Origin of the sequence: Deefgea tanakiae (assembly GCF_019665765.1) — a bacterium.
Lineage (GTDB): Bacteria > Pseudomonadota > Gammaproteobacteria > Burkholderiales > Chitinibacteraceae > Deefgea > Deefgea tanakiae.
This window is the reverse complement of record NZ_CP081150.1, coordinates 1,044,349-1,064,762: the sequence shown is the minus strand read 5'-3', so window position 1 is coordinate 1,064,762 and position 20,414 is coordinate 1,044,349. Positions and strand designations below refer to the sequence as shown.

The window sequence follows — 20,414 nt, the reverse complement described above, 5'->3', positions numbered from 1 at the left end:
ATTACAAATCAGACAATAGCGTTTTTGCCGTACTCTGCTGATCAGGATTACCTTCTTGAAGCGCCTCTTGCAAGATCTCCCTCGCACCTTCAACGTCACCCATATCAATATATGCACGCGCCAAATCAATCTTTGTTTGCACGGGATCATCAGCCGCAAAATCAAGCTCACTATCGGTAGCTGCGGCATCCAGCCCCAAGCTAATATCCCCCAAAGGCGCATCCATTGCCCCAAATGCAACACCACTATCTAGCGCAGCTAAAGGCGCCACGCCCTCGCTCAAATCAAAATCAAAGTCCAGACCAATATCACCCAATTCAAGTGCCACATCACCCACCGCTACGTCCTCAGACTCTGGTACTGAATCACTCAAGCTAGGCAGCTCCAATCCTGCGAAAGATTCAATAGAATCATCTTTAAGTTCTTCAACAGAAGATGAGATATCTAAATCCAAAGAGTCCGCCATAGACTCAAATTCATTCATTACAGTTGAAGGCATTTCAACGGTGCCATCCTGAACTGGACTCAGAGCCGCATCGAGATCAAAGTCTGCCAAGGCATCTAAGCCTGCCAATTCAGCATCAGCATCGACCGAAGGCACGCCTAAATCAATAGGTAAATCCAACGCCATCATTTCATTGCTAAGTTCAGCTTCGGGCAGTGAAAGAGCCTTATCTTCTGGATTGGATTCATTCACATCTGTTAAATCGTTCGTCGGAACATCAAAACTTAATTCATTACCATCATCCAATGGCAACTCGCCAATCCCAAAGTCAAACTCATCAGTAGACTCTAATGCCTCAGGCGGCTCAGCCTCAAATTCAGACAAGTCATTTTTGTTTTGTGTTGGGTCTAGGTCCAATTCAAAATCTAAATCAGTCTCGAGTGATTGCGACACATCAGGCTCGGTCACATCAGTCATCAGTGAAGCAGCAGCAGAAACACCTACTGCAGCAGGCGCAAGCACACTCGTATCAACTAAGCCACTACTTGCATCTAAAGCTTGATAAAGTGGATTTTCTGGGTCAATTGCACGGCCATTTTCGGCTGCATTTTCCCAGTGAATACCTTTTCCGCCTGTAATCGCAAATAATGCAGAGGCATGCTCTTCAAAAGACACCTTATCTTTGCGAGCCGCATAAATATCGAGCAACTTCATGCGAATTTCATGGCGGGACGGATCTTTTTGCAGAGCGTCTTTTAGAATTTCCTCCGCCTGAGCGTCACGACCATAGGCCATATACACTTCAGCTTCCGCAATTGGATCCACCTCATCCGTATCGATGGTGCCCAACCCTTGGCGGCTAAAGTCCGTCAAGAATGAATTTTCAGTAGACTGCGTGCTGATTACACCACCACCTGTACTACCTAAAACGGTATTGGCTTTTAAATCACCGCCAGTAATGATGCTATCCTCAAAGACCCCAGGGCGTTGGCGTCGTCGTGCATACCACAACCCCCCTGCACCCAATAAGATGGCCAATGCTCCGCCCCCCAAAGCCAATGGATTTTCAAAAAGACTCTCTACAAAACCCGGCTCCTCAGGGACATCAGCAACCACTTCAATTCGTTTTTTTACTTTCGCCACAGGTGCACTTGCAACTACAGCGCTTGCAGCCACCTCACTGGCGGCAGCAACATTAGAAGCAACCACAGCAACATCAGATGCAATTGATTCAGGCGCAGAAGACTTAACCGCATCGGGGATTGGGCTTGCTACAGCAGACGCTGGAGCGGCACCTTTAGAACGCATAGCGGCCAGTTTTTCCATATCAGCCACATTTTTTTGCAACTCAGCAACACGCTGATTGGCTTCGTTTAGCGCCTTCTGCCGAGCAGCAACCTCCTCCTCCAAAGCAAGCATTTTTGAATTATCAGCCGATTTCTTAGCTGCATCGGCAGCCTTAGATAATTTCAATACATCTTTATTTTTATCAACAGCAGAAGCGCCCTGATCTTCAACTTTGGCTGTAATTTTCCCACCTGAAGCCTGCTCAGTCAGATCGCGTGCAGGCGCTTTTGCAGCAGCCTCACCCAATTTACTGCGATATTCACTCCAGTTTGTCGATTGCACTTGAACTTCTTTACTGGCTTCTTTTACACCAATTTGCTGCATTTCAAGTGCAGACTGAACGCGCAAGATTTTTCCGCGCTTTAGGCGATTCATATTGCCATCAAAAGCATCGGTATTGCTGCGATACAGACTAACCAAAACTTGGTCCAGGCTAACGCCTTCAGGCTTAATTCTTTTTGCCACAGCAGAAAGTGTATCGCCGCCTTTAGTCATATAAGAATCAATTGCAGACTCCTGTGCTGAGCTGTCTTTACGTGACTCAGTTGCTACGGGCTCTTTGGCTTGCACATCCTGATTAACCGCTTTGTATGGCTTGGACGTAGTTGATTTTATTGCGCCAGTTGTTCTTGTACCAGGCAGGACACTTGGAGAAAATTTGGTTGAACTGCCCGAGGCCAAAGAAGGCGCGTAACCCACGGGGTCGATCAACGCAGTGTATTCACGCTGAATTCGTCCAGACGCCCAATTCAATTCAACCAATAGATCCAAAAAAGGCTCGGTTATTGCTTGAGCAGAATTAACCGTCACATAGTATTGGCCGTTACCACGCTTTTCAATATTGAACCGCAAGCCAAGTGAACTAGAAGGATATGTAATTTGCGCGGTTGAAAACGCTTCCGGCGGCGCTAAACTGACCACCAATGAGTCAGCCTCACCTGGCTGTACGGAAACCAAATCAATCTCACCACGAAATGGCTGACCCAACCCAGACAAAACATTGAGTCGCCCCAAACCAGCTGCATTAGCAAACAAAGGTAAAGCAGCCATCGTTACGGCCAATACGCATGTTTTTAGTCGTGGCGTTTTAAGCACAAGCAATCTCCCAATCGCGGTCACACAATTTTCGCTAAATTCTGAACCATGAATCAAATTCGATTTAATTTCTTTACCGAAACAATTTCAAAGCTTTCCAACAAAGAAAGAGTTAACATCTTTGTGGCATTTCACATTCAATAATTAACCGATAATACTAACAATTCAAACTAAAGCAGAATTTTATATTCATTTTTATGCTTGAACGTAACAGAGACGCTACGTTTTTGTGGCACTTTCGCTAAATCCCAAGACGCTACCGCCCAAGACCACAACACAACCAAAGACGCCCCAAGCAATTCCGCGGGTGGATTCTGCCCCAAAAAGTCTAATGCAAAAAATAATTGCTGCGACTCTAACCCCGCAAGTAATGGCTCAGCCTTGGTTTGCTTGCTTAGTTTTTCGCCCTGCATATTAGCAATGACAGGAATATGCGCATAAGTTAACGAAGGATAATTTAACATCTGCTGCAGACCAATCTGTCTTGATGTCGAATCTAGCAAATCTGAGCCACGAACAACGTGAGTTACACCAAAGGCAGCATCATCGACCACAACGGCCAATTGATAAGCCCAGCAGCCGTCAGCACGCAACACAACATAATCACCCACCTCGCCCTGCAAATCCTGCTCAACCCGCCCCTGAATCAAGTCAGTGAACCGAATCAATCCACCCCGTACCTTTAGCCGCCAAGCAGGGGAAGAGAGTTTGTTTTTCATACCGAGCCGGCAAGTCCCAGGATAAATTGGGCCATCAACACCTCGACGAGCATGCAATGCAATTTCTCTACGCGAACAGCTACAGGGGTATACATTGCCACCCTCAATTAAATCATTTAACACAGATTGATACATATGATAGCGATCACTTTGAGTCACCAACTCATCATCCCACTCAAAACCAAACCTAATTAATGCTCTTACAATTTCATCCTTTGCGTCATTTTGAGTTCTGATTTCATCAACATCTTCAATGCGCAGCAGCCAACGACCATGATTTGCGCGTGCATCAAGATAGCTAGCTACGGCTGCAATTAATGATCCCATATGCAAATAACCAGTCGGACTTGGTGCAAAACGCCCCACATAGGCAGGCGAACTTTCTAATAAAACATGGTTCTTTATATTTGCCATACCTCACCTAATCAACATTACACTCTGCTAAAATAATTCCATTTTTACAGCAGCTATTTTAAAAGGACAAGCAATGACTTACGTTGTGACTGATGCCTGTGTGAAATGCAAATACACCGACTGTGTAGATGTTTGCCCAGTAGACTGCTTTCGCGAAGGCCCCAATTTTTTAGTGATTGATCCCGACGAATGCATCGACTGCACTCTTTGCGTAGCAGAGTGCCCAGTTGAAGCGATCTATGCCGAAGACGACGTTCCAGAAACCATGACTGCGTTTATCGCCCTGAATGCAGACTTAGCCAAAACATGGCCAACCATCGTAGAAAAAAAAGACCCTCTTAATGACCACGAAATTTGGGCGGCCGTCTCGGGAAAAATGGACGAGATTGAGCGCTAATATAAATCGGAACCGGCAATTAATTGCTAAATTGACTAAAACCAGTTATATTCTATGGTTCTACTCAGCCTTGCCTAACCGTGGTCGCTAACGGTAGGCTTCAACCCGTAAGGAGAATTCATGCGACACTATGAAATCGTATTTATCGTACACCCTGATCAAAGCGAACAAGTTCCTGCAATGATCGAGCGTTACAAAACCCTGATCACTTCAGGCGCTGGTGCAGTTCACCGTTTAGAAGACTGGGGCCGTCGTCAATTGGCGTACCCAATCCAAAAAATTCACAAAGCTCACTATGTAATGATGAACATCGAATGCAGCCAAGCTACTTTGGATGAAATCGAGCATGCATTCAAATTCAATGATGCAGTTTTACGTCACTTGACACTAAAAACTGATGCTGCCGCAACAGAAGCCTCGCCAATGATGAAAGAAGAAAAATCTAAATCATTGCCACAAGCTGCTGGTGAAGGTATCGCCGCTTAATTCGGCCAAAATTGAACTTACGAAACCGTGTATTAATTGAAGGTACGTTGGCAACAAATTCAGCCTTGCGCACCACCCCTGCTGGCATTGAAATGATTGAAGGACAAATCATCCATCTTTCATCACAAGAAGAGTTAGGCAGTACGCGAAAAGTTGAATTTGAAATTAATTTTTTAGCTATGGGAACCATCGCGCAAGCAATTTCACGACTCCCGCAAAACACCCAACTTAAATGCAAAGGGTTTTTAGCTGCTAAAAATCAACGTGCTCGAAACATACTGGTTTTGCATATTGATGCATTTGAACTTTTGAATTGAGGATTAACTCATGTCTCGCAATCTTTTTAAGCGGAAGAAATTCTGCCGCTTCTCTGCAGAAGGTATCGCACACGTTGACTACAAAGACGTTGCCTTGCTAAAAGACTTTATCTCTGAAAACGGCAAAATCATTCCTGCACGTATCACAGGTACTAAAGCAAAATACCAACGCCAATTGTCGACCGCTATCAAAGTAGCTCGCTTCTTGGCTTTGCTTCCATACACTGACCAACACTAATCGAGAAGGGAGAACTTTTCATGCAAATTATCCTACTCGAAAAAGTAGCAAACTTGGGCACTTTGGGCGATGTGGTTAAAGTTAAAGATGGTTACGCTCGTAACTTCTTGATCCCACAAGGCAAAGCTAAACGCGCTAACGAAGCAAACTTAGCTGAATTCGAAGCACGTCGCGCTGAATTAGAAGCCAAGCAAGCTGAAATTCTTGCTCAAGCACAAGCTCGTGCCGCTAAGCTAGAAGGCGCAGAATTCACTATCAGCCAAAAAGCAGGTGTGGATGGTCGTTTGTTCGGCTCAGTAACCACACAAGACATCGCAGATGCAATCACTGCTGCAGGCACTGAAATCAAGAAATTTGAAGTTCGCTTGCCAGAAGGCCCTTTCAAGGCCATCGGTGAATACGAAGTGGCATTGGCATTACACCACGACGTTGTTAGCACTGTTAAATTTCAAGTTGTTGGCGAAGCAGCTTAATTAGCCTCCCAACTCAATAAAAAAAGCCACGATTTTTATCGTGGCTTTTTTTAACCCTCAAACCATTTTAACGACTTGCGAGCGATTTGAGCACCCTAGAAACCGCAACCAAACCAAAAGTCGCCGTCACAGTCATTGCAGCACCAAAACCACCCTCACAATCCAACCGAACACCCTCGCCCGCCTGCGGTTTTAGTGCACATACAGAGCCATCCGCCTGCGGATAAACCAATTGCTCCGTCGAATAGACACATTCAATGCCAAATTTTTTCCCTGCCTTTGGAAATTGATAATCGCGCCGCAATAGACTTCGCACCTTTGAGGCCAATGGGTCTTGTATTGTACGACTCAGATCATCAACCAAAATCTGCGTAGGATCGATCTGCCCCCCTGCGCCCCCCACCGTAATCAGTTTCATTTTATTGCGGCGACACCACGCAATTAAAGCGGCTTTGGTTTTGACACTATCGATACAATCAATAACAAAATCAAATTGATCAAGCAAATACTCAGCAAAATTCTCTGGCGCAATAAAATCTTCAACCTGACGAATCTGTAACTCTGGATTAATTGCCAACATCCGCTCGGCCAGCACTGCGACCTTCATACGCCCAAACTGCCCATCCATAGCGGGCAATTGGCGATTTGTGTTCGAAATACATACATCATCCAGATCAATCAATGTGACATGGCCAATGCCAGACCGAGCCAAAGCCTCACCCGCCCAAGACCCAACACCACCAACGCCAATGACACATACTCGTGCAGCACTGAATTTGATTAAACCCTGAGCACCATACAACCTAGAAATACCAGCAAAGCGCTGTCGGTACGAATCAGAAAAATCCATTCTTCACTTCCAAAATAATGCAGCCCCAAAGGGGCTGCAACATAACCATACGTATATATACCAAAGCCAATCTAATCAATGGCTACAGGCAAATACGCTCATTCTGATTTTGGTGCCGGCTTGCGACGCACGGCAGGCTTTTTGACCACTGGAGAAGCTGCTGGCTCACTAGACTCAACGGAAGACGAAGAATGAGAAGCTTCCGCCATCGGCGGCTCTGTCGGACGCACACCATCCGTATCAGTCCGTTGCGGGCCACCAGGCATACCAAAACCCGTAAATAGGTTTTTGGCTCTGTCCTGTAATTGCTGCTGCATATCAACAAACATACTAGTGCTACTTTCTAGATAATTGCCCATCATGTTTTGAATTGCAGGGCCCTGGAATTTCATGAATTCACCCCAGAGGTTATTGTTTGCAAAAATAGGGTTGTCACTGATGATGGTTGACTTAGCCTGATCCTGTAAACGACCCTGCATTTCAGCAAACAACTGCATATTTTTTTCCAAATAATTCCCCATCAAGCCCTGCATAGCATGGCCATAAAAACGAATAATCTGTGTCAGCACATCATAAGAGAACATCGGCATACCACCAGACTCTTCTTCCAAAATAATTTGCAACAACACACTGCGCGTCAAATCTTCGCTGGTCTTGGCATCCAAGATTGAAATATCAATACCATCAAGCACCAACTGCTTTACATCCGTCAGCGTAATATAGCTACTCGTGTGCGTATCGTACAAACGACGGTTGGGGTATTTCTTGATGACTCTTTTATCGACACTCATTGCTTCAACCCCCCGAATTAATTGAATCACTCAAACCATCTACTGAGGATAGTCTTGTGTGAGTCGCGATGCAACATGATGCACCGCACAAATTTATATTGACAACAACAAAAAGCTCTTCCAAAATGACACCGTATTGTGCAATGCAGCATTTAACCAGATTGAGTCTGGTTCACCCAAACATCTTTCAGGAGTACTAGCATGACAACAGCACAGCAACAAATCAACGAATTTGCCACCGAACAACTTGAAACTGTTTTACGTTTTGCGCGCATTTCTATCGATGCTGCAGAGCGCATGGTTAAATTGCAAGTTGAAACTGCAAAAAACACCTTCGAAGATTCAGCACGTAACGCAAAACAGTTTGTGACCGTCAAAGACGCACAAGCAGTATTTGCAGCTCAACAAAAAATTTCTGAAGCTGCCGTCGAAAGCTCAATGGCTTACAGCCGCAACCTGTACGAAATCGCTTCTCAAGCACAAACAGAATTCAGCAAGCTCGTTGATGAGCGCAGCGTATACTTTAACAAAAACGTTGTTTCTGGCTTAGACCGCTTTGTTAAATCTGCTCCAGCAGGCTCAGATGCAGCTGTAGCAGCAGTTAAATCAACGGTACAAGCGACTGCAGCCGCAGTAGACAGCATGACCAAAGCTGCAAAACAAGTTGCCGAATTTGCTGATGCATCAGTAAAAGCCGCATCCACAGCTACGGCCGATGCGGTGAAAACTGCAGCCAAGAAAACAAACGGCACGAGCAGCACAGCACAATAATTTCATTTGAATCACTCAAACAAACGGGCACTTAAAAGTGCCCGTTTTTTATTTGCCAAGGGGCTAAGCCCCTCGGTTTTACTCCTCAACCACCTCAGCCACTACCGCTTCAGCAGGTGCATTCGCAGCAGCTTCGTCATTCAATACCGCTTTGATTGACAAGCGAATACGACCTTTCTCATCCTGCTCAATCACTTTAACGCGAACGATTTCACCCTCTTTTAAGTAATCGCCAACATTGTTGATGCGCTCATTAGCGATTTGGCTAATGTGCACCAAGCCATCTTTACCTGGCATGATTGAAACGATTGCACCCACGTTTTTGTCCAAGATTTTAACAACTGGACCTTCATAGATGCGACCAATTTCAACTTCAGCCGTGATTTCTTCAATACGGCGACGTGCTTCAGAAGCACCTTCAGCCGACACAGAAGCAATCGTAATGGTGCCGTCTTCTGTAATATCGATTTGTGTGCCGGTTTCTTCGGTCAACGCTCGAATTACCGCACCGCCTTTACCAATCACATCACGGATTTTTTCTGGGTTGATTTTCATCGTATAAAGACGTGGAGCGTGCTCGCTCACTTCTTCACGCGCACCATCGAGAGCGCCTTTCATAATGCCGATGATGTGAACGCGACCTTCTTTTGCTTGGTCAAGCGCAACACGCATGATTTCTTTGGTGATACCAGTGATCTTGATGTCCATTTGCAGCGCAGTGATACCGTTTTCAGTACCTGCAACTTTAAAGTCCATATCGCCAAGATGATCTTCGTCACCCAAGATATCAGACAATACAGCAAACGCATTACCTTCTTTAATCAAACCCATTGCGATACCCGCAACGTGATTTTTCATCGGCACGCCAGCATCCATCAACGCCAAGCAACCACCGCAAACTGACGCCATTGAAGAAGAGCCATTTGATTCAGTAATTTCAGAAACCACGCGCATTGAGTAAGCGAAGTCTTCTTTGTTTGGCAGCATTGCAATCAAAGCACGCTTAGCTAGACGACCATGACCGATTTCACGACGTTTTGGCACTCCTACACGGCCAGTTTCACCTGTCGAATACGGAGGGAAGTTGTAATGCAACATGAAGCTATCAGTGTAGCCACCGTGCAATGCATCAATTTTTTGTTCGTCGAGCTTAGTACCTAATGTAGCAGCAGCAATGGCCTGTGTTTCACCACGCGTAAACAACACCGAACCGTGCGCGCGTGGCAATACGCCAGTGCGAATTGAAATCGGGCGTACAGTGCGTGTATCACGACCGTCAATACGTGGTTCACCAGCCAAGATTTGGCCACGAACAATTTCGCCTTCCAAACCTTTGAAGATGCCTTTGATTTCATTAGCAGCCAAAGTACCTGTTTCTTCAGTAATCAGCGCATCTTTTACCAAAGCCCAAGTTTCATTGATTTTCTGTGTACGAGCTTGTTTTTGGCGCAGCTTGAAACCTTGTGCCAAGCCTTCAGCAGCGATGCCGCGTACTTGAGCAATCAAAGCTTCATTGGCAACAGGCGCTGTCCAGTCAAACAATTCTGGATTAACTTCATCAGCCAATTCATTAATCGCGTTGATAGCCACTTGCATTTGCTCGTGACCGAAGACCACAGCGCCCAACATGATACTTTCTGACAATTCGTTCGCTTCAGACTCAACCATCAATACCGCTTGGCTAGTACCAGCAACAACCAAATCCATCTGGCTGTCTTTCATTTCTGACATAGCTGGGCACAATACGTATTCGCCATTGATGTAACCCACGCGCGCTGCGCCGATAGGGCCGTCAAAAGGCACGCCTGACAATGTTAGCGCTGCAGAGGCGCCGATCATTGCAGCAATATCAGAATCAACTTCAGGGTTAATTGACATCACAGTAGCGATAATTTGGATGTCGTTAAAGAAACCTTCAGGGAACAATGGACGAATCGGACGATCGATCAAACGGCTTGTTAGTACTTCTTTCTCAGATGGCTTGCCTTCGCGCTTGAAGAAACCACCAGGAATTTTACCCGCAGCGTAAGTACGCTCTTGGTAATCCACAGTCAATGGGAAGAAATCTTGGCCCGGCTTAACCGAGCGTGCTGCAACGACAGTCACCAAAACAGAGGTGCCATCAATATCAACCATTACGGCGCCTGTAGCTTGGCGCGCAATTTCACCTGTTTCCAAAGTGACAGTATTTTTGCCATAAGCAAAAGTTTTAGTAAATTTATTGAACACTCGTTGTCCTTTTCACAATGTTTGCCAACGACCATGGCGATAAGTTGCTTCCGCTGCGATGGGATCGCCAAGCTATTGCTTGCACATCGCCGATTCCGGCACATCCGAACTTTACCCTGCCGCCGGAATCGCTATTGGGCGGAGCAAAGGTTTGAAACTAAAATTAGGCGACCATATAGAAAAAAAGCCGCAATCGATAGACTGCGACTTTTTTGCCGTGGGTCTTATTTACGTAGACCCAACGCAGCGATCAAGCTGCGGTAGCTTTCGTTGTTCGTGCGTTTGAGGTAATCCAACAAACGACGACGACGAGAAACCATTGCTAACAAACCACGACGTGAGTGGTGGTCTTTTTTGTTTACTTTAAAATGTTCAGTCAGATCATTGATGCGAGCAGTCAACAAAGCAACTTGTACTTCAGAAGAACCAGTATCGCCTTCCTTGTGTTGGAATTTTTTTACTAATTCAGCTTTTTGAGCAACAGAAACAGACATTCAAACTTCTCCAAAAAATCACCCAAATGGTGATTAGACAAGCTAGATTGAGCGAAAAACCCACTCTAGCTCCATTAACTTTCTACGCCACATGGGTAGAAAGCAGTCGTTTGGGTCGCAGCACGCCATCAGCGCCCACTTCACCCAAACCAATGAACATAGGATTATCTAACTTTTCCGAGTTCCCGTAAAGCCTTAACTCCCCAAGCGGGGCATTAATTGCGTCCAGAATCGGCATCCCATTTCGCATCAACGCCGTTTGCGCCAAATTAAGCTCAAAGCTCGGTAACTCAGCAATCAGTTGTTCACCCGGCAACAACATAGCCTCTCGTTCAGGCATTTCGAGCGCGATATATTCATCCAGAGTGATTGCATCTTCTAACTTAAAACCACCCGTTAATGTGCGGCGCAAGCCCGATAAATAGCCACCGCAACCCAATGCATTGCCAATATCTTCTGCCAGAACACGAATATAAGTCCCTTTCGAGCACAATACATCAACCACTAGCACCGGTGCCTCATAAGACACCACAGTCATCTCATAGATTGTGACTGGCCGAGATTTCCGCTCTAAAACAACACCCTCACGGGCATATTCATACAACGGTTTACCATCAACCTTTAGCGCCGAATACATAGGGGGAGTTTGGATGATTGGACCAACAAACTGCTGCAATACTGGCAATATTTGATCAAGGCCACTAGGCGCAACACCACTAACGGTAATTTCACCCTCACCATCCAAAGTCGTCGAAACCTGTCCAAAAGTAATCGTGGCGCGATAACCTTTATCAGCATCCAACATCCGCTGAGCAAATTTAGTCGCCTCGCCAAAACACAAGGGCAAAAGCCCCGTTGCAAATGGATCAAGCACACCGGTATGACCGCCCTTTTCCGCTTGTAATAACCAGCGGCACTTTAAAAGCGCACCATTACTCGAAAAACCAAACGGCTTATCCAGCAACAAAACCCCATCGATTTTACGCTTGGCCATCTTCTTCAGGTGCTTTTGGTAATGAGTTGGCCTGTTCAATTTTATGCGTCAAATCCATACCATATTCGATTGATTCGTCGTATTCAAAATGAAGCTCAGGCATTTTGTACAAAGAAAAACCACGTGCAATTTGCGCACGCAGGAAACCCTTTGCACGCTCAAGCAAGTGAGCGATTTCAGGGCGATGACTTGCATCACCCAAAAAAGTGTAAAAAACTTTCGCATGTGAATAATCACGCGATACTTCAACATCAGTGACAGTAATCAGTGATGCATGCGGATGATCAAGCTCAGCCCGAATCACCGTCGCCAAATCTCGTTGAATTTGCTGAGCAACACGGTCAGCGCGAGTAAATTGTTTATTAGCCATAATCTCTGTGAGGAGTGTGGTGCGAGGAGTGAGGTGAATACCCATTCGACACCTGAATTAAAAAGCAAAAAGCGCAAGCACCATCGAGGGCCTGCGCTATTGTGTCGGAGCGAGAACACCTCACACCCCACTCCGAACACCTCACATCATTACAGCGTACGAGCGACTTCCACCACTTCGAACACTTCCAACTGGTCGCCCAATTGAATATCGTTGAAGTTTTTGATTTGCAAGCCGCATTCGAAACCCGCTTTAACTTCTTTAGCTTCATCTTTAAAGCGTTTCAGATTTTCCAGCTCACCTTGATGGATTACCAAGTTATTACGCAAGACACGAACACCTGCCGAACGCTTAACAAGACCTTCCATCACCAAGCAACCTGCAATCGTACCCACTTTCGATACAGCAAAGACTTGACGAATTTCAACCATACCGATGATTGACTCACGGCGCTCTGGTGCCAACATACCCGACAAGGCCGCTTTCACGTCATCCACAGCATCATAAATGATGTTGTAGTAACGTAGATCAACGCCTTCATTCTCAGCCAATTTACGTGCTGCAGAATCCGCACGTGTATTAAAGCCGATAATGACTGCCTTAGAAGCCAATGCCAAGTTCACATCAGACTCAGAAATACCGCCCACTGCGCTGTGCAAGATCTGCACACGAACTTCGCTGGTTGAGAGTTTTTGCAAGCTTTGTGACAAGGCTTCCGAAGAACCCTGAACGTCAGCCTTAATGATGATTGGCAAGTTTTGAACATTGCCTTCCGCCATTTGCGCAAACATGTTTTCGAGTTTAGACGCTTGTTGACGAGCAAATTTCACATCGCGGAATTTACCTTGACGGAACATCGCGATTTCACGCGCTTTTTTCTCATCAGCCAACACCATCGCATCGACACCAGCGGACGGCACTTCAGACAAGCCCAAGATTTCAACTGGCATTGATGGGCCAGCTTCAGTAATTGGCTTGCCGTTCTCGTCCAACATCGCACGAATACGACCGTAAACTTGACCTGCAAGCACGGTATCGCCTTTACGCAAGGTACCCGACTGAACCAACATCGAAGCCACAGGGCCACGGCCTTTATCCAAACGTGCCTCGATAATAATCCCTTTCGCAGGACCATCGACTGGCGCAGTCAGCTCAAGCACCTCAGCTTGCAACAGAATCGCATCAAGCAACTCATCAATACCCAAGCCTTTTTTCGCTGAAACGTGCACAAACTGAGTATCGCCACCCCAATCTTCTGGAACCACTTCTTGCGCAACCATTTCTTGACGGATACGTTCAAAGTTCGCTTCTGGCTTATCAATCTTATTCACCGCCACCACAATTGGCACACCCGCTGCTTTCGCATGGTGAATCGCCTCAATCGTTTGCGGCATCACACCATCATCGGCAGCCACAACCAGAACCACGATGTCGGTCAATTGAGCACCACGAGCACGCATAGATGTAAACGCTTCGTGACCAGGGGTATCAAGGAATGTAACAACACCCTTGCCAGTTTCAACGTGATACGCGCCAATATGCTGTGTAATACCACCCGCCTCACCCGAAGCTACTTTCGCACGTCGAATATAGTCGAGCAAAGAGGTTTTACCATGGTCAACGTGACCCATAACCGTTACAACTGGCGCACGTGACGTCATCGCGTGTTCAGTTTTGTCGCTTTCATCCAAATAAATATCGGGATCATCAAGCTTGGCAGCAACAGGTGTGTGGCCCATTTCTTCAACCACAATCATTGCAGTTTCTTGGTCGAGAACCTGATTAATCGTGACCATCATGCCCATTTTCATCAGCGCCTTAACGACTTCAACGCCCTTAACGGCCATTTTGTGCGCCAAATCTGCTACGGAAATGGTTTCTGGCACATCAACTTCACGCGCTACCGGCTCTGTCGGTGCAACAAAGGCATGGGCATTATCTTGCTGAGCAGCCGCATTATTGCGTTTACCGCCTTTCTTCGACTTCCAATCATTACCAGTATCGCCACCACGGGTTTTGATACCTTTCTTCTGACGACCATCATTCCAGCCGCCTTTCTCATCTTTCTTAGGTGCAGTGGTTACACCTTTTTTATCCGCTGGTTTTGCAGCAACAGGTGCAGGTGCAGCCGCTTTTTCTGGGGCGTGAATTGGCGTCTCTTTTGGACGACGGAAATCAACGCGAGCACCAACGCGTGGCGCCTCATGACCTGGCTTCAAGTGTGGTTTCACGGCAGGCTTAGCAGCTTCAGCAGGTTTTGCCTGCTGTTGCGGCTTGGCTTGCTGCGCTGGTTGTTGTGGCTTCGCTTGCTGTGCATTGGCTTGCTTGGCTGGTGCAGATGTTGCTGGCGCAACGGTTTCAGCAACAACAGGCGCAGCCTCAACTACAGGCGCCACTTGCTCAACTGGTTTTTGGTCACGATTTTTCTTAGCAGCCATTTCTGCCGCTTGACGAGCATAAAGCTCGTTTTGACGGCGAGACTCAGCTTCACGCGTTAGGCGCTGTGATTCATCAATCACCATTGCAGGTGCTGCAGGAGCTTGTGGCACGGCAGCTGCAGGCGCTGCTGGCGCAACCACGGCAGCAACAGGCTCAACAACACGAGCAACCGGCGCTTCTGGCGCTTCAAATACACGCTTTTTACGCACTTCAACTTGAATCGTTTTCGATTTGCCTGTGGCATCCGTCTTGCGAATTTCAGTTGTTTCTTTACGCGCCAAGGTAACTTTGGGCTTATCGCCCGCCTGACCATGTTTTTGCTTTAAATGACCTAACAAACGTTGCTTATCATCCGAGCTCAAAACATCATCGGCACTATTTTTATCAACACCAGCTGCTTTCAATTGTTGAAGCAACTCTTGGGTTGGCATTTTTAATTCGGCAGCAAACTGGCTGACTTTGGGTTCACTCATAGATTACTCTCCCGCGCCTTAGGCGAACAAATGTTCGCGCGCTTTCATGATCAGTTGTTTAGCGGTTTCTGCGTCGATACCAGTCATTTCGGTTAATTCATCGACCGCCAAATCTGCTAGATCGTCACGGGTACGTATCTCGTTATCAGCCAATTGCGCAGCCAACTCCGGGGTCATACCCTCAAGCGTCTTCAGGTCTTCGGACTGATGCTCAAGTCTTTCTTCACGCGCGATGGCTTGAGTTAACAAGGCATCACGAGCACGAGAGCGCAGTTCGTTCACGGTTTCTTCATCAAACGCTTCGATTTCCAGCATTTCATTCAGTGGCACATAGGCCACCTCTTCTAGTGTATTGAAGCCTTCTTGCACCAACACACTGGCCACATCTTCATCAATATCCAACGCTTGAATAAACAAGGCGCGAATCTTAGTGAATTCTTCTTCGTGCTTTTCCTCAGCTTCATCAACAGTCATGATGTTGAGTTTCCAACCTGTCAACTCAGCCGCCAATTTCACATTCTGACCACCACGACCAATCGCCATCGCCAGATTTTCTTCATCCACCACCACATCCATGCTGTGCGTATCTTCATCCAAAATGATGGAGCTCACTTCAGCAGGTGACAAAGCATTGATCGCAAATTGTGCCGCATCAGGCGACCACAATACGATATCTACACGCTCACCAGCAAGTTCGTTACTCACGGCATTAACACGCGTACCGCGCACACCGATACAAGTGCCTTGTGGGTCAACGCGCTGGTCGTTCGACTTAACGGCAATCTTGGCACGCATGCCAGGATCACGTGCAACACCTTTCAATTCGATCAAATTGTTTTCAATCTCAGGCACTTCCAACTCAAACAATTTAGCCATAAAGTCCGGCGCAATCCGCGACAAGACCAATTGCGGGCCACGACCATTACGATCAACGCGCAACAAGAAGGCTTTAACACGATCGCCAACACGTAAATTTTCTTTCGGGATCATTTGGTCGCGCGGCAGAATTGCTTCTAGCTTGCCCAACTCAAGAATGGCATTACCACGCTCGATACGTTTGATACTGCCTGAAACGATATGCTCACGACGCTCAAGGAAATCATTCAAGTTTTGTTCGCGCTCAGCATCACGGATCTTTTGCAAAATCACTTGCTTGGCTGCTTGCGCACCGATGCGGCCAAATTCGATTGGCTCTAACTCAACTTCCCAAACATCACCGACTTTCAAATCAGCGCTGTAGTCCGGCGCATCAGTAATCGCGATTTGGCGTGATGGCTCTTCGTGGTCATTGTCTTCAACCACGTCCCAAACACGGAAACTGCGATACGCACCATTGTGGCGATCAATCGAAACACGAATTTCGACTTCATCTTCGTAGCGTTTTTTAGTGGCAGAAGCGAGTGCAGACTCCAAAGCACCAAACACAACTTCTTTTTCTACATTTTTTTCGTGCGCAAGTGCTTCGACCAGCACTAGAATTTCACGATTCATAAATTAGTCCTCCGGCATCAAACAAAAGCCAAATTAACAGTATTTGCCAAATAGGTGACACAGCTTAAAACTGCGGTTCGATCCGTACCCGATCAATGCTCGACAAAGCCAACTTCAGCTCTTCGCCAGCCACATCAATCACCACATGATCATCCACCAAGCCCAACAACTTGCCGACTAAATTCCGGCGACGATCAGGCAAGGGCAAACGCAGCTTCACCTTCACCATCTCTCCGGCAAATCGCTCAAAATCCGCCGGTTTTTTGATTAAGCGATCTAATCCCGGTGAGGACACCTCAAGGCGCTCATGGGGAATATTTTCAACCATAAACAAGCGTAATAAGTGATTGCTCACCAACACACAGTCGTCAATGGTGACGCCGCCTTCTTTATCGATAAAAATGCGCAGCAAGCCCTTCTCGCCCATTTCAAAATCGACTAATTCGTACCCTAGACCTGGTAAGGTACTGTCCAACACGGATTGCAGATTGACCGCCATACTTCCCTTCTCAAAAACCACAAACAAAAAATGGGCTGCAAACTATTGCGCGCCCATTCATAAAACCCACTGAAAGCACTCCCGCATGATTTTTTACGGGATTTTCCCGATTCTAACAGAAAAGATAAGCTGGCGAAATACTCCTTGATAAAGATGCACTTGTCTCACGGGTGCTTTTGCTCATAAAGTACATCAACGATTGGAGACAAATCATGACCCAGCCTTGGCTAGCCAACTATCAAAGCGGCGTACCACACACAGTAAACCTTGAAAAATTCAGTTCAATCCCCGAAGTTTTCGCACAAAGCCTAGCCAAATACCGCGATCGTGATGCCTTCATCAACATGGGCAAAAGCATCACCTACGGTGATTTAGATCGATTATCAATACAGTTTGCAACCTATCTACAACAAACACTGAAACTACCTACAGGCTCACGTGTTGCGGTGATGATGCCCAATGTATTGCAGTACCCCGTGGCTATTTTTGGCATCCTTCGCGCGGGTTATGTCGTTGTCAATGTCAATCCACTGTACACACCACGCGAGCTAGAACATCAACTTAATGATTCTGGCGCAGAAGCCATCCTTATTTTGGCCAACTTTGCTCACACACTCGAAGCAATTATTCAGAACACCCAAATAAAACACACCATTGTGACGGAATTAGGTGATTTATTTGGCTTTCCAAAAAAGCTACTCGTCAACAGCGTTGTTCGTTACATTAAGAAACTCGTCCCTACATATACCCTACCAGGGCATACAACCCTAAGCTCCGCGCTTGAAAAAGGTCAGGACAATACCCTTAAAGAACCACAACTCAACCATCAAGACATCGCTTTCTTGCAATACACAGGCGGCACCACTGGTGTCGCCAAAGGCGCCATGCTCACGCACGGTAATATCGTCGCGAATATGCAGCAAGCGCACGCATGGATTAGCCCTGTCGTTACTGATGGCAAAGAAATGATTGTGACCGCATTGCCGCTCTACCACATCTTTTCACTCACTGCGAACTGCATGGTCTTCACCAAAATCGGCGCGACAAACTTATTGATTACCAATCCACGCGACATTCCTGACTTTGTTAAAACACTCGAGAAATACCCAGTCACCTGCCTCACCGGCGTAAACACACTTTTTAACGCACTACTCAACAATTCAGACTTTGCAAAGTTAGACTTTTCCAAATGGAAACTCGCCCTCGGTGGCGGCATGGCCGTTCAGCACGCAGTAGCCGATAAATGGAAAAAAATCACGCACATTCCTTTGGTTGAAGCCTACGGACTCACCGAAACCTCCCCCGCCGCGATGATGAATCCGATGAACACCACGGAATTTAACGGCATGATTGGTCTGCCGATTCCGCTCACGACCGGCGAGATCCGTGACGATGCCGGCCAAGTCCTTCCCGCAGGCGAGCGTGGAGAACTCTTTATTCGCGGCCCTCAAGTGATGAAAGGCTACTGGAATCGCCCCGAAGACACTGCGCAAATTCTGGGTGAAGACGGCTTTTTGGCAACGGGCGACATTGCAATTATGAAACCGAGCGGCTTTTTCCAAATCGTTGACCGCAAGAAAGACATGATTTTGGTGTCTGGCTTTAACGTTTACCCGAATGAAATCGAGGATGTAGTCGCCAATCATCCAGGCATTCTTGAAGTCGCCTGCATTGGCATTGCCGATGATAAAACAGGAGAAGCCGTCAAACTCGTTGTGGTCAAAAAAGACCCACAATTGACCAGCGAAGAAATCATCGAATTTTGCCGTGGCCAGCTCACCAACTACAAAATTCCGCGCGTCATTGAATTTAGAGATAGCCTACCTAAATCGAATGTAGGTAAAATTTTGCGCCGAGAGCTTCGCAATTAAATACATTCGCACCAAGGAAACAAAATGAATCTATTGCCGTTTTTTAAACTTATGGCCGAACGCAGTGCATCTGATCTGTTTTTAGCCGCCGATTCGGCAATAGTCATTAAAATTCAAGGCGCTTGCCACCCCGTCAACAATCAAGTCCTCAGTGCTGAGCACGTCAAGCAACTCGCTTATCAACTGATGGGCGAAGCTCGAGTAGCGACTTTTGAACGCGACCTTGAAATGAACTTTGCCTTTCCCGTCAGTGGGATTGGCAATTTTCGGGTTAATGTATTCAAAAGCCGTGGCAGTGTTGCATTAGTAGCACGTTTTATTAAACCCAAAGCCGACACACTCGAAGAGCTGTTCATGCCCGAAATCCTCAAGGATTTGGTCATGGAAAAACGCGGAATTATTCTCGTTGTCGGTGCAACGGGCTCGGGCAAATCATCCACTGTTTCAGCGATGCTGGAGCACCGCAACGAGAACCACAGCGGTCATATCCTCACGATGGAAGACCCGATTGAGTTCATATACCAACACAAAAAATCACTCGTTAATCAGCGCGAAGTCGGCACAGACACCCACAGCTACGACGACGCTCTTCGCAATGCGATGCGTGAAGCCCCCAATGTTTTGATGATCGGAGAAATCCGCGACCGCGCCACGATGACTTATGCGATGCAATATGCGCAAGCGGGCCATTTGTGCATTTCGACGCTACACGCCAACAACAGCTACCACTCACTGAGCCGGATTGTAAATTTTTATCCGCAAGAAGCACGCGAATCATTGCTTTACGATCTATCCACATCACTGAAAGCAATTATTTCGCAACGTTTAGTGCGCTGCAAATCCACCGGCAAGCTCAAACCCGCCGTGGAAGTAATGCTCAACACCAATCGCATCGCCGAACTCATCAAAAATGGCGAGCTTTCTGAAATCAAAGAAGCGATGGAGCAATCACTATCCGAGGGCTCACAAACCTTCGAGCAATCACTGTACAAAATGTATCGTGATGGCGAAGTCGAACTCGACGAGGCACTACGCAACGCCGATTCAGCCACCAACTTGTCATGGATGGTCAATAACGCGCAATCGGTGCAAGAACAAGAAGCCAGTCGCAAAGCCGCCAACAACAAACCCGCCGAACCCGACATTTCTTTCGATTTATCGCTACACTAACAGACCCAGATGGTCGCCTTGGCGGCCTTTTTTATTTTGGA

The 20,414-nt window shown here is 46.7% G+C and carries 19 protein-coding genes; 8 read left to right on the top strand and 11 right to left on the bottom strand.

Annotated elements, in window-relative coordinates; translation table 11 throughout:
• Position 1: 1 nt before the first annotated feature.
• Together K4H28_RS05075 and gluQRS are read right to left on the bottom strand one after the other, a co-directional pair.
• On the bottom strand, positions 2-2,887 hold the full coding sequence (locus tag K4H28_RS05075) for a motility hub landmark protein FimV (RefSeq protein WP_221007302.1): 2,886 nt from the start codon (positions 2,885-2,887) through the stop codon (positions 2-4).
• Between the two features lie 170 nt (positions 2,888-3,057).
• A complete protein-coding gene (gene gluQRS, locus K4H28_RS05070; RefSeq protein ID WP_221007301.1) occupies positions 3,058-4,020 on the bottom strand; it encodes a tRNA glutamyl-Q(34) synthetase GluQRS in 963 nt (320 codons plus the stop codon).
• A gap of 73 nt (positions 4,021-4,093) precedes the next feature.
• On the opposite strand from gluQRS, the gene fdxA reads away from it, so the two are divergent.
• The 5 genes from fdxA (at position 4,094) to rplI (ending at position 5,931) form a co-directional block, all read left to right on the top strand.
• Positions 4,094-4,417 carry a ferredoxin FdxA gene (gene fdxA, locus K4H28_RS05065; protein ID WP_221007300.1) on the top strand — a complete coding sequence of 108 codons (324 nt, stop codon included), beginning with the start codon at positions 4,094-4,096 and terminating at the stop codon, positions 4,415-4,417.
• A gap of 120 nt (positions 4,418-4,537) precedes the next feature.
• A complete protein-coding gene (gene rpsF, locus K4H28_RS05060; RefSeq protein ID WP_221007299.1) occupies positions 4,538-4,903 on the top strand; it encodes a 30S ribosomal protein S6 in 366 nt (121 codons plus the stop codon).
• 11 nt (positions 4,904-4,914) lie between these two features.
• Complete coding sequence (gene priB, locus K4H28_RS05055) at positions 4,915-5,220, top strand: primosomal replication protein N (RefSeq protein WP_255573627.1); 306 nt, start codon at positions 4,915-4,917, stop codon at positions 5,218-5,220.
• Between the two features lie 10 nt (positions 5,221-5,230).
• On the top strand, positions 5,231-5,458 hold the full coding sequence (gene rpsR, locus K4H28_RS05050; RefSeq protein WP_203569676.1) for a 30S ribosomal protein S18: 228 nt from the start codon (positions 5,231-5,233) through the stop codon (positions 5,456-5,458).
• A 20-nt stretch (positions 5,459-5,478) separates the two neighbouring features.
• Positions 5,479-5,931, top strand: coding sequence for a 50S ribosomal protein L9 (gene rplI / locus K4H28_RS05045; protein WP_221007297.1), 453 nt, complete (start codon positions 5,479-5,481; stop codon positions 5,929-5,931).
• A 67-nt stretch (positions 5,932-5,998) separates the two neighbouring features.
• On the opposite strand, the gene tcdA is transcribed toward rplI, so the two are convergent.
• Together tcdA and phaR are read right to left on the bottom strand one after the other, a co-directional pair.
• Positions 5,999-6,781, bottom strand: a complete 783-nt coding sequence (gene tcdA, locus K4H28_RS05040; protein ID WP_221007296.1) for a tRNA cyclic N6-threonylcarbamoyladenosine(37) synthase TcdA — start codon at positions 6,779-6,781, stop codon at positions 5,999-6,001.
• A gap of 98 nt (positions 6,782-6,879) precedes the next feature.
• Complete coding sequence (gene phaR, locus K4H28_RS05035; RefSeq protein ID WP_221007295.1) at positions 6,880-7,572, bottom strand: polyhydroxyalkanoate synthesis repressor PhaR; 693 nt, start codon at positions 7,570-7,572, stop codon at positions 6,880-6,882.
• A 201-nt stretch (positions 7,573-7,773) separates the two neighbouring features.
• Here phaR and K4H28_RS05030 point away from each other — a divergent pair, with 201 nt between their 5' ends.
• Positions 7,774-8,343 carry a phasin family protein gene (locus K4H28_RS05030; RefSeq protein WP_221007294.1) on the top strand — a complete coding sequence of 190 codons (570 nt, stop codon included), beginning with the start codon at positions 7,774-7,776 and terminating at the stop codon, positions 8,341-8,343.
• Positions 8,344-8,421: 78 nt separating this feature from the next.
• Here the strand turns inward: K4H28_RS05030 and pnp are convergent, their stop codons facing one another.
• The 7 genes from pnp to rimP all read right to left on the bottom strand — a co-directional run bounded on the left by pnp (position 8,422) and on the right by rimP (position 17,332).
• Positions 8,422-10,572, bottom strand: coding sequence for a polyribonucleotide nucleotidyltransferase (gene pnp, locus K4H28_RS05025; RefSeq protein ID WP_221007293.1), 2,151 nt, complete (start codon positions 10,570-10,572; stop codon positions 8,422-8,424).
• A 224-nt stretch (positions 10,573-10,796) separates the two neighbouring features.
• Positions 10,797-11,066, bottom strand: coding sequence for a 30S ribosomal protein S15 (rpsO, locus tag K4H28_RS05020; RefSeq protein ID WP_221007292.1), 270 nt, complete (start codon positions 11,064-11,066; stop codon positions 10,797-10,799).
• Between the two features lie 82 nt (positions 11,067-11,148).
• The gene (gene truB / locus K4H28_RS05015) at positions 11,149-12,060 is read right to left on the bottom strand and encodes a tRNA pseudouridine(55) synthase TruB (RefSeq protein WP_221007291.1); all 912 of its coding nucleotides are present in this window, start codon (positions 12,058-12,060) and stop codon (positions 11,149-11,151) included.
• Positions 12,047-12,430: a 30S ribosome-binding factor RbfA gene (gene rbfA / locus K4H28_RS05010; protein ID WP_221007290.1), complete on the bottom strand. Its 384-nt coding sequence runs from the start codon at positions 12,428-12,430 to the stop codon at positions 12,047-12,049. The genes truB and rbfA overlap by 14 nt, the downstream gene beginning before the upstream one ends.
• 149 nt (positions 12,431-12,579) lie before the next feature.
• The gene (gene infB / locus K4H28_RS05005) at positions 12,580-15,342 is read right to left on the bottom strand and encodes a translation initiation factor IF-2 (RefSeq protein WP_221007289.1); all 2,763 of its coding nucleotides are present in this window, start codon (positions 15,340-15,342) and stop codon (positions 12,580-12,582) included.
• Positions 15,343-15,360: 18 nt separating this feature from the next.
• Complete coding sequence (gene nusA, locus K4H28_RS05000; protein ID WP_221007288.1) at positions 15,361-16,833, bottom strand: transcription termination factor NusA; 1,473 nt, start codon at positions 16,831-16,833, stop codon at positions 15,361-15,363.
• Between the two features lie 64 nt (positions 16,834-16,897).
• Positions 16,898-17,332: a ribosome maturation factor RimP gene (gene rimP / locus K4H28_RS04995; RefSeq protein ID WP_221007287.1), complete on the bottom strand. Its 435-nt coding sequence runs from the start codon at positions 17,330-17,332 to the stop codon at positions 16,898-16,900.
• Positions 17,333-17,544: 212 nt separating this feature from the next.
• Here rimP and K4H28_RS04990 point away from each other — a divergent pair, with 212 nt between their 5' ends.
• Together K4H28_RS04990 and K4H28_RS04985 are read left to right on the top strand one after the other, a co-directional pair.
• Entirely contained in the window at positions 17,545-19,203 is a 1,659-nt protein-coding gene (locus tag K4H28_RS04990) for an AMP-binding protein (RefSeq protein ID WP_221007286.1), read from the top strand.
• Between the two features lie 24 nt (positions 19,204-19,227).
• Complete coding sequence (locus K4H28_RS04985) at positions 19,228-20,373, top strand: PilT/PilU family type 4a pilus ATPase (protein ID WP_221007285.1); 1,146 nt, start codon at positions 19,228-19,230, stop codon at positions 20,371-20,373.
• Positions 20,374-20,414: the final 41 nt, after the last annotated feature.

Bases quoted from the DNA above. Each gene is read 5' to 3' on its own strand.
- rplI (WP_221007297.1), top strand. From the start codon at position 5,479: ATGCAAATTATCCTACTCGAAAAAGTAGCAAACTTGGGCACTTTGGGC.
- rbfA (WP_221007290.1), bottom strand. From the start codon at position 12,430: ATGGCTAATAAACAATTTACTCGCGCTGACCGTGTTGCTCAGCAAATT.
- truB (WP_221007291.1), bottom strand. From the start codon at position 12,060: ATGGCCAAGCGTAAAATCGATGGGGTTTTGTTGCTGGATAAGCCGTTT.
- rpsR (WP_203569676.1), top strand. From the start codon at position 5,231: ATGTCTCGCAATCTTTTTAAGCGGAAGAAATTCTGCCGCTTCTCTGCA.
- rpsO (WP_221007292.1), bottom strand. From the start codon at position 11,066: ATGTCTGTTTCTGTTGCTCAAAAAGCTGAATTAGTAAAAAAATTCCAA.
- rpsF (WP_221007299.1), top strand. From the start codon at position 4,538: ATGCGACACTATGAAATCGTATTTATCGTACACCCTGATCAAAGCGAA.
- K4H28_RS04985 (WP_221007285.1), top strand. From the start codon at position 19,228: ATGAATCTATTGCCGTTTTTTAAACTTATGGCCGAACGCAGTGCATCT.
- K4H28_RS04990 (WP_221007286.1), top strand. From the start codon at position 17,545: ATGACCCAGCCTTGGCTAGCCAACTATCAAAGCGGCGTACCACACACA.
- phaR (WP_221007295.1), bottom strand. From the start codon at position 7,572: ATGAGTGTCGATAAAAGAGTCATCAAGAAATACCCCAACCGTCGTTTG.
- infB (WP_221007289.1), bottom strand. From the start codon at position 15,342: ATGAGTGAACCCAAAGTCAGCCAGTTTGCTGCCGAATTAAAAATGCCA.
- fdxA (WP_221007300.1), top strand. From the start codon at position 4,094: ATGACTTACGTTGTGACTGATGCCTGTGTGAAATGCAAATACACCGAC.
- nusA (WP_221007288.1), bottom strand. From the start codon at position 16,833: ATGAATCGTGAAATTCTAGTGCTGGTCGAAGCACTTGCGCACGAAAAA.
- tcdA (WP_221007296.1), bottom strand. From the start codon at position 6,781: ATGGATTTTTCTGATTCGTACCGACAGCGCTTTGCTGGTATTTCTAGG.
- K4H28_RS05030 (WP_221007294.1), top strand. From the start codon at position 7,774: ATGACAACAGCACAGCAACAAATCAACGAATTTGCCACCGAACAACTT.
- gluQRS (WP_221007301.1), bottom strand. From the start codon at position 4,020: ATGGCAAATATAAAGAACCATGTTTTATTAGAAAGTTCGCCTGCCTAT.
- rimP (WP_221007287.1), bottom strand. From the start codon at position 17,332: ATGGCGGTCAATCTGCAATCCGTGTTGGACAGTACCTTACCAGGTCTA.